Origin of the sequence: Streptomyces sp. NPDC002181 (assembly GCF_042890485.1) — a bacterium.
GTDB lineage: Bacteria > Actinomycetota > Actinomycetes > Streptomycetales > Streptomycetaceae > Streptomyces.
The window spans coordinates 239,808-248,695 of the sequence record NZ_JBIASC010000012.1 but is presented as its reverse complement, the minus strand read 5'-3'; the positions used below and the strand labels follow the sequence as shown (position 1 = coordinate 248,695).

General features: G+C 71.0%; 8 protein-coding genes. 2 read left to right on the top strand and 6 right to left on the bottom strand.

What is annotated here, in order from left to right; all coding sequences use genetic code 11:
* Positions 1-122: 122 nt before the first annotated feature.
* Complete coding sequence (locus tag ACFYXV_RS27010; protein ID WP_389384243.1) at positions 123-680, top strand: GNAT family N-acetyltransferase; 558 nt, start codon at positions 123-125, stop codon at positions 678-680.
* 8 nt (positions 681-688) lie between these two features.
* Here the strand turns inward: ACFYXV_RS27010 and ACFYXV_RS27005 are convergent, their stop codons facing one another.
* From ACFYXV_RS27005 to ACFYXV_RS26980, 6 genes are all read right to left on the bottom strand, one after another.
* The gene (locus ACFYXV_RS27005) at positions 689-2,200 is read right to left on the bottom strand and encodes a type VI secretion protein (RefSeq protein ID WP_389384241.1); all 1,512 of its coding nucleotides are present in this window, start codon (positions 2,198-2,200) and stop codon (positions 689-691) included.
* Complete coding sequence (locus tag ACFYXV_RS27000; RefSeq protein WP_366100777.1) at positions 2,201-3,619, bottom strand: ATP-binding protein; 1,419 nt, start codon at positions 3,617-3,619, stop codon at positions 2,201-2,203.
* Between the two features lie 19 nt (positions 3,620-3,638).
* Positions 3,639-5,201, bottom strand: coding sequence for an SCO6880 family protein (locus ACFYXV_RS26995; protein ID WP_385470364.1), 1,563 nt, complete (start codon positions 5,199-5,201; stop codon positions 3,639-3,641).
* Positions 5,198-6,517, bottom strand: coding sequence for a hypothetical protein (locus ACFYXV_RS26990; RefSeq protein ID WP_389384240.1), 1,320 nt, complete (start codon positions 6,515-6,517; stop codon positions 5,198-5,200). The genes ACFYXV_RS26995 and ACFYXV_RS26990 overlap by 4 nt, the downstream gene beginning before the upstream one ends.
* On the bottom strand, positions 6,507-7,349 hold the full coding sequence (locus ACFYXV_RS26985; protein ID WP_389384239.1) for a hypothetical protein: 843 nt from the start codon (positions 7,347-7,349) through the stop codon (positions 6,507-6,509). The genes ACFYXV_RS26990 and ACFYXV_RS26985 overlap by 11 nt, the downstream gene beginning before the upstream one ends.
* 79 nt (positions 7,350-7,428) lie before the next feature.
* Positions 7,429-7,737, bottom strand: coding sequence for a hypothetical protein (locus ACFYXV_RS26980; protein ID WP_008742356.1), 309 nt, complete (start codon positions 7,735-7,737; stop codon positions 7,429-7,431).
* 403 nt (positions 7,738-8,140) lie between these two features.
* On the opposite strand from ACFYXV_RS26980, the gene ACFYXV_RS26975 reads away from it, so the two are divergent.
* On the top strand, positions 8,141-8,833 hold the full coding sequence (locus ACFYXV_RS26975; RefSeq protein ID WP_385470358.1) for a hypothetical protein: 693 nt from the start codon (positions 8,141-8,143) through the stop codon (positions 8,831-8,833).
* The last annotated feature ends 55 nt before the right edge of the window (positions 8,834-8,888 follow it).

The window sequence follows — 8,888 nt, the reverse complement described above, 5'->3', positions numbered from 1 at the left end:
GGGGGGACCCTGTGGGAGAGTAGGACGCCGCCGAACAATCATTGTGAAAAGCCCCGTACCGGGTATCCGGTACGGGGCTTTTTGCGTTTACGGGCATTCGGTCCTGTGGTTGGATCCGGGCTATGGATGATCAGTATGTGATGCGTGCCGTCCGGGCCGACGAGTGGGAAAAGGTCAAGGATCTGCGGATCGCCGCGCTCAAGGACCCGGCTGCGCCGGTGGCCTTTCTGGAGACGCTGGAGCAGGCCGAGGCCAGGGCGGACGAGTTCTGGCAGGACCGGGCCAAGGGGGCTTCGCACGGTCGGCATGCGCGGCAGTTCGTGGCCGAGGCGCCGGGCGGGGAGTGGGTCGGGTCCGTGACCGTCCTCGTCGAGGAACACGGGATCGCCGACTTCTTCGAGCGGGCCGTCGAGCAGACCCAGGGGCACCTGGTGGGTGTGTACGTCCGCCCCGAGCAGCGGGGGAGCGGGCTCACCGAGAGGCTTTTCGCCGCCGCGCTGGAGTGGGCCTGGGCGCTGGAGGGGCCGGCGCTGGAACGCGTACGGCTCTTCGTGCACGAGAACAACGCGCGGGCCGCGGCCTTCTACCGGCGGTTCGGGTTCCGGCCGAGCGGGCACGTCGTGCCGGTGCCGGCGGATCCGGCAGCCAAGGAGTTCGAGTACGTGCTGCCGCGGCCGTAGCGCACGCCCTAGTGCTGGAGTGCGGCCGCCTCCGGCCAGCGGGCGCGGGCCTGCTCGCGGCTGCGGCACAGGGCGAGGAGGGGGAGGGATTCCTCCTGGAGCAGCTCGGGGAGCTGGGGGATCGGGGCCACGGCCGCGACGTCCTCCAGGACCAGGGTGAGTGGTGGGTCGAGCCGGCCGTGGGATGACCGTACGGCCATGCGGCGGCCGTGCTCGACCACGCTCGCGGCGAGTGCGGTGAGCAAAGGCATCGCACCCGGGTGGGTACGGGGATCTTCCAGCGATTCGCCCACCACGTAGAGGGTGCCCCCTTCGGCCGCGAACGATGCCAGCGTCAGTGCATCTGTTCGGTTCGGGTTGCAGGCTTCGCGGATGTGGATCGACGTGAGGCAGGAGAGGGCACGGGCCGTCAGGTGCTGGGCCTGCTCGCGGCGTTCGGGGTGGGCGGTGAGGGCGCTCTCCAGCTCGCCGGCTGCGCCGGGGGCGGCCTGGGGGTGTATGCGGAGGATGCGTACCGGGTCCTGGGCGCTGTTGCCCTGGGCCCAGCGGTGGAGCTGCTTGAACGGGCGGTCTTCGAGGGCCACCGCCTGCAGCCAGCTGCGGAGGAGCGTTTCCGCCGTGTCGGCGATGGCGGCGTCCATACGGGCCTGGGGGCGTACGGGAGCCAGCAGCGCGATCGCGCGGGCCGCGGCGGTGTCGCGGTCGGCGCAGGCGTCGGCCGGGTTCCAGTGCATGCGGGCCGGGGTGTCGCAGAGGTGCGAGGGGTCGTAGAGGAGGACCGGGCCGAGTTTGGCGCGGGCGTCCTTCGTCTCCGCCCACAGAGCGGGGGAGGAAGTGACGACGAGGGCCGCGCCTTCGGCTGCCGCCAGGGCCTGGAGGGCGAGGGCGTGGCGCTCGGCCGGACTGCCGTAGGCCAGGTGGCCCTGGAGGTCGCTGCTGCCGTGGGCTCCGCTCCCGGATCGGGCCCCGGACCCGAACGCCGTCGCGGCCGGGCCGGACGGTGCGGGTGCCGGGTGGGGCAGCGGGGCCGGGACGGGCAGTGGCTGCGTGGTGGGCTGGGGTGGGCCGGCCGGGGGCGGGATCGGGGGCGGGATCGGGGCTGTGACGGCCGGTTCGGCCGGTTCGGCCGGTTCGGCCGGAGTGGCCGGAGTGGCCGGAGCGGAGGGCTTCCTGTGGCGGGACCTCGTACGGGCGATGACGCCCATGACGAAGACCGTCAGCACGAAGACGATCAGGAGCTGGCTGATGAAGAGGCCCCAGAAGAGCCCCCAGCCCGAGAGGGCCTGGGGGTCGGTGTCCGGCCAGGCTCCCGGGACGTCGTGGGGTTGGGTTATCAGGGCGCGGACCGCCCCCGGCGTGTGGGTGAACGTCACCGTTGACGGCCAGGCGCCCTTCGAGAAGAGCGCGGCCAGGCCCGTCGACGTCCAGACCAGGGCTGCCAGGCCCAGGAGGAAGGCGAGGAGGGCGATCAGGAGGGCGTCCGGGATGCCGCCCTGCTCCTTTCCCGTGCGTTCTTGCATTTACGCCACCGTTGTCGCCGAGCCCGGGCCGCCGTTGCGGTGGCGTTCCATCAGGAGGGCTCTTTCCTCCGCCTCCAGCTCGGCCGCCAGCAGGTCGTCGGGGAGCTGGGACGGGGACGAGGACTCCGTCATGGCGCGGTCCGTGTAGACCAGGGGGCGTTCCGCCTCCGTGATCAGGTGTTTGACCACCTGGACGTTGCCGTTGACGTCCCAGACCGCGATGCCGGGGGTGAGGGTGGGGATGATCTCCACCGCCCAGCGGGGCAGGCCGAGTACCCGGCCCGTCGCTCTGGCCTCGTCCGCCTTCTGGGCGTAGATCGTGCGGGTCGAGGCCATCTTGAGGATGGCGGCGGCCTCGCGGGCGGCCGCGCCGTCGACCACGTCGGAGAGGTGGTGGACGACGGCCACGAAGGACAGGCCGAGGCGGCGGCCGAACTTCAGGAGGCGCTGGAACAGCTGGGCCACGAAGGGGCTGTTGATGATGTGCCAGGCCTCTTCGACCAGGAAGATGCGCTTCTTGCGGTCCGGGCGGATCCAGGTGTGCTCCAGCCAGACGCCGACGATCGCCATCAGGATCGGCATGGCGATCGAGTTGCGGTCGATGTGCGAGAGGTCGAAGACGATGAGGGGGGCGTCGAGGTCGATGCCCACCGTCGTGGGGCCGTCGAACATGCCGCGGAGGTCGCCGTCGACCAGGCGGTCGATCACGAGGGCCACGTCGAGGCCCCAGGCCCGTACATCGTCTATGTCGACGTTCATGGCCTCCGCGGATTCGGCCTCCGGGTGGCGGAGCTGTTCCACGATGTCCGTGAGGACCGGCTGGCGGTCGCGGATGGTGTCGACGACGTAGGCGTGCGCGACCTTGAGGGCGAAGCCGGAGCGCTCGTCGAGGCCGTGGCCCATGGCGACTTCGATGATGGTCCGGAGCAGCGCGAGCTGGCCGGTCGTGGTGATCGCCGGGTCGAGGGGGTTGAGGCGGATCCCGTCGTCGTTGGCGGCGATGGGGTCCAGGCGGATGGGGGTTATCCCCAGCTGCTGGGCGATGAGGTTCCACTCGCCGACGCCGTCCTCGCCCTGGGCGTCGAGGACGACGACCTGGCGGTCGCGGAAGCGGAGCTGGCGCAGGACGTAGGTCTTCTCGAGCGCCGACTTGCCGTTGCCGGACTCGCCGAGGACCAGCCAGTGCGGGGCCGGCAGCTGCTGGCCGTACAGCTGGAAGGGGTCGTAGATGTAGCCCTTGCCGCTGTAGACCTCGCGGCCGATGATGACGCCGGAGTCGCCGAGTCCGGGGGCGGCGGTGGGCAGGTAGACGGCCTGCGCCTGCCCGGTGGAGGTGCGTACGGGCAGGCGCGTGGTCTCGACCTTGCCGAACAGGAAGCTGGTGAAGGCGTCCGTCAGAGCGGACATGGGATCTCGCATGGGCGGCACTTCCCTCCGGCTAGCGACGGATGCCGGTGGCGAACGGCAAGGTGTTGACGAAGGCGCGGTGGTGCTCGCGGTCGCACCACTCCAGCTTCAGGTAGGACTTGCCCGCCGAAGCGCGGATGGTGCGCTTGTCGCGGGCGAGGGCCTCCGGGGATCGGGAGGACACCGTGATGTACCCGACCAGGTTGACTCCTGCGGCACCGCTGGCGAGATCTTCACCCCTCTGGTCGAGCCGGCCGTGGGCGGCGATGTCGCGGGGGTCGACGGTGCGGTTCATCTTGGCGGCGCGGCTGGCGTCGGCCTCGTCGTTGGTCTTCTCGGTGAGCATGCGCTCGATGGCCACCTCGGTGGGCTCCAGATCCATGGTGACGGCGACGGTGCGGATCACGTCGGGGGTGTGGACGAGGAGGGGCGCGAGGAAGTTGACGCCGACCGGGGTCATCGGCCATTCCTTCACCCAGGCCGTGGCGTGGCACCAGGGGGCGCGGGTGGAGGACTCGCGGGTCTTGGCCTGGAGGAAGGTGGGCTCGACCGCGTCGAGTTCGGCGGGCCAGGCGTTGCGCTTGGTCATGGCCTGGATGTGGTCGATGGGGTGGTCCGGGTCGTACATGGAGTGCACGAGGGAGGCTAGGCGGCCCTGGCCGAGGGGCTGGCGGACGCGGATGTCGGCTTCGGCGAGGCGGGCGCAGATGTCGGTGAGTTCGCGGGCCATGACGATGGCGAGGCCGGCGTCGCGGTCGAGCTTGCGGCCCTTGTGGGGGGTGCCGGCGCGGGCGATGGTGTGGGCCTCGGCGGCGAGTTCGCGCGTGTAGTGCATGCAGGCGACGAGGTAGGCGCGGTGCTGCTCGGAGGAGGTGGAGACCATCGACTGGAGCTGGTCGTACGAGTCGCGCAGCCAGACGGGGGCGCTCGTGTCGCCGCGCTGGGCGACGTCCTTGGCGTGGGCGTCGGGGTCGGCGGGGAGCGTACGGGCGAGCATCTGGAGGCGGGTGACGAAGCCGTCGCCGTTGGCCACGTGCTTGAGGAGGGTGCCGAAGCGGTCGACGAGGGCTTCCTGGTCCTCGCTGTCGCGCAGGCCGACGCCGGGGCCCTCGATCTCGATGGCGGCGGTGACGGTTCTGCGGTCGGCGTGGAGGAGTACGGCGATCTCGTCGGGGCCGAAGGGGGCGGCGAGCCAGTTGATGCGGCCGATGCCGGGGGGCGGGCCGACCTCGACCTCGCGGCCGTCGGCGGCGCGGACGCCGGCTTCCATGGCGGAGGAGCGGTACGTCGTGCCGCGGCGCAGGGTGCGCTTGTAGCTGCGGTTGATCTCGAACCACTTGTAGAAGGTGCGGCCCTTGTACGGGACGTACACGGCGGCCAGCGCGAGCATGGGGAACCCGGCGAGGCTGACGATGCGCAGGGTGAGGGCGGGGACGAGCAGGCCGCTCATCATGCCGAGGAACGCGCCGACGATGATCAGGGCGATCTCGCCGCTCTCGCGGTTCTTGCCGACGATCGCGTTCGGCCGGGCCCGGCCGATGAGATACGTGCGGCGGGGCGCGACCGGGTGCAGCTGGTGGGACTGGGTCGTCAACGCCCGTCACCTCCTGTGTTCCTCGTACTCGATCCGGAGCGGGGCGCGGGTGCGGCGGAGGGGACGGATCCGCCGCCTCCGCTGCCGGAGGTGGGGCGGCTGCTGTGGGCGGCCACGCCTCCGGAGAGGGGGTTGGCGGGGCGGGGGGCGCTGGAGCCGCCGCCGTCACCGCCGCCGCGGTGGGCGCCGCGGCTGCTGTGGGTCTTGATGCCCTGGGATACGAGGGAGGCCGGGGAGCTGATGACGGCGGCGGCTTGGGCGCCGTCGGTGGCCTTGCTGCGGTTCGAGCGGGCGGAGGCGATCTCGTCGCCGAAGCCGGGGACGAAGCGGTAGATCATCGCGGAGGCGAAGATGGCCAGGAGGATGATCGCGAGGCCGGAGACGACGGCGGAGAAGGCGTTGGGGCCCTTCTCGCCGGCGAGGGCTCCGGCGAGGCCGAGGACGATGACGATGACCGGTTTCACGAGGATGACGGCGATCATGATGCCGGCCCAGCGGCGGACGTGGCCCCAGAGGTTGCGGTCGACGAGCCCGGCGTAGACGACGACGCCGAGGAGGGCGCCGACGTAGAGGAGGGCGGCCCGGATGAAGAGTTCGAGGAAGAGGACGCCTGCGGCGAGGACGGTGACGAGGGAGACGACGATCAGCATGATCGGGCCGCCGCCGATGGAGTCGCCCTTCTTGAGGGCTTCGATGAAGGAGCCGAAGAAGACGTCGGTCTGGCCGCCGCTCGCCGATGCGATGACTTCCGTGACGCCGTCGGTGGCGGAGACGACGGTGTAGAGGATCAGGGGGGTGAAGGCGGAGGCGAGGACGGTGAGCCAGAGGAAGCCGACGGCTTCGGAGATGGCGGTGGTGAGGGGGACGCCGCGGATGGCGCGCTTGGCGACGGCGAAGAGCCAGAGCACGAGGGTGAGGATGGTGGAGGCGGCGAAGACGACGGCGTACTGCTTGAGGAAGGCGCCGTTGGTGAAGTCGACGTTGGCCGTGCCGTTGATCGCTTTGCTGAGCTCGGTGACGATCCAGGCGGCGGCGTCGGCGCAGCCCTTGGCCAGGGAGGCGAGGGGGTTGAGGGCGTCGGCGGGGTCGCTGGGGGCGAGGCCCGTGCGGGGGGCGCCTGCGGCGCCGTCGCCTCGTTCGCAGTAGTCCTTGGCGGGGCCTCGGATCAGGTCGCAGGGGTCGTTGCTCGCCTTCGGGCTGGGCGCGCTCGGGTCGGGCGAGGGAGCGGCCACCGCGCGGGCGGAAAGGAGGACCACAGTGGTCTGCAGCGTGGCTGCGACGGCTGCGAAGGACAGACCGCGACGGCTAGCGTGCATAGGTGAGCCCCCCGAACTGCGATACGGCGGCGGCCATCTCCTCGGCGGAGGCAGCCCTCTGGTCCCGGCCGACCGGGGCCGGGCCGTCCTTCTGCGTGAAGTCGGCTACGCGCCAGTCGCCGTTGGTCCAGCGGAGCTCGAAGGTGTTCGTGTACCAGCTCTCCGCGACCGGGTTCTTCGATCCCTCGCCCGCGAGACCGAACAGGGTCGAGTGCCAGACGGAGACGGTGGCGGCGTCGGTGGAGAACTTCTCCACCTTGGTCCCGACGGGGTTCGTACGGGAGACGAACTGGAGGCCCTTCGGGGCCTTGCCGGCTGAGTCGAGGCCGATGCGCGCCAAGAACTGCGCGTCCGTGTAGACGCTGTCGAGGTTGCTCTGGCGAGCGGTGGCCACGTCCGGTGCGTACACGGCCTGGACGATGGCCTTTCTGCGGACGCTGTCGAACATTCCGTCAGAGCCGAGCGCGACCGCGAAGTTGGCAGCGGCGGACTGCGCTCCTTGTTCGGTCTGCGCGAACCCGGCGGGGATGGCGCCGTTCTTGCCGTCCACCGGGCGGGTGCCCGTGGCTGCCGTGGAGGCGGGGGAGGGCGGGGTGTCTGCCGACGGGGGGGTCGGGGTGTCTCCGGACTGGTTGGCGAACGCGATCGCCGCGATCAGGAGGACCACCACGCCGACCACCGTCACCAGGCTGCGCGAGGCGCGCGGGGTGCGGCGGGGGGTGCCGTACGGGTCCGACGGGGAGTCGGGGAGACGGGTGCGGGTCTGGCCCGTGCCGCCGACGTCGCCGTGGCCGCCGCCGGCGCCGCCGCCGTACTGGTCCTCGTTGCTCATCTCGCGTCCGCCCCCTCTGCGTCGTACGTCGGTGGTGTGGTGATTCCTGGTCAGGTCCGGTGGCCGGTGGGCGGTCCGGCTAGACGGCCATTCCGTAGACGATGGTGAAGAGGGTGCCGAGGGAGCCGATGATGAACACGCCGGTCAGGCCGGCGACGATCAGGCCCTTGCCCTGTTCCGCGCTGAAGGTGTCGCGCAGTGCGGTGGCGCCGATGCGCTGCTTGGCCGCGCCCCAGATGGCGATGCCGAGGCAGAGGAGGATCGCGACGGCCATGACCACCTCGATCATGACCTTCGCTTCGTTGCCGAGACTGCCGAACGGCCCCCAGTTCGGGGCGATTCCGCCGATGATGGTGGTGATGTCGCCCTTTTCGGCTGCCAGGATCATGTAACTCACCGCCCCTGTATGGGTAGTTCCGCTGGCCCGTGCCCGACGGCAGGGGTCACGTACTATCTTCGCTGATGAAACCGCCGTCGTGCGTCGACTTGACGGCTCTCTTTACCCGATCTCCCGCGCTTTGACCCGTCTGTGCGCTCTGACCTGGGCGGGGGCGGCGGGTGTACGGGAGAACATATGGTCACTCTGTGTATCACGGGGGGTGACCCCGGGCAATGATTGCCCTCTCGGCGTGCGGGGGGCCGCTCGGGTGGCCGCCGTTCGGCGCAGTGTGCGGGCGTGTCGTTGGGCCGAGCCGCTGACGTTCGTCCGACATTCCGTCAGTCGTTCCATCTTCCGGCGGGTTGCGGGAGATGCTCCTGGCCGTTTGGTCGAACGATGCGAGGAGTGAGGGATGGGTTCCGCAGTGAAGGTCGGTCGGCGCGCGTGGCTTGCCGGTGGTTTCGCAGTCCCGCTGGCGATCGCGCTGGTGGGCGCCTCGGTTCCGGCGATGGCCGCCCAGGGGGCGGGCGCGGCGGTCGCGCCGGGCTGGAGCAGCAGCAGGTGTCCGGAGCCGGATGCGAGGACGCTGCCGGCCAAGGCTCCGGGCAAGGCGGCGAAGGCCGGCAAGGCGAAGAAGGCGGCGAAGCCCGCGAACCCGTGCGCCGGGCAGAAGGGTGACCGCGGGCCGCAGGGGCCCAAGGGCGACAAGGGTCCGAAGGGCGACCGCGGGCCGCAGGGGCCCAAGGGTGACAAGGGTCCGAAGGGTGACAAGGGCCCGGGCGGTCCGCACGGGCCGTGCGAGGACGTCGACACGGCGCTGGGGCTGAGCGACACGGAGTTCAGTGTCGTGCTGCACCGGGGCCGGACCACGCTGGGAGCGCGGGAGACGGCGCCGGTCGGCTCGTACACCTGGAAGGACCTCACGACGCAGCTGAACCCGGGGCATCCGCGGAACGCGTGCGGGGTGTCGCTCGCCGCCGTGGGTTACACGGTGTACGTGAAGGTGCTGACGACCACGGGCGACGTGTTCGAGAACCAGTGCACGTACACGCCGGCGGCAGCGCTGACCTGTCCGTCGGGCTGGACGGCCATCATCAGGCCGTGAGTCGGGGCCGGTACCGGTACCCGTACTGGTATCCGTACCAGTAGGGGTACCGGCG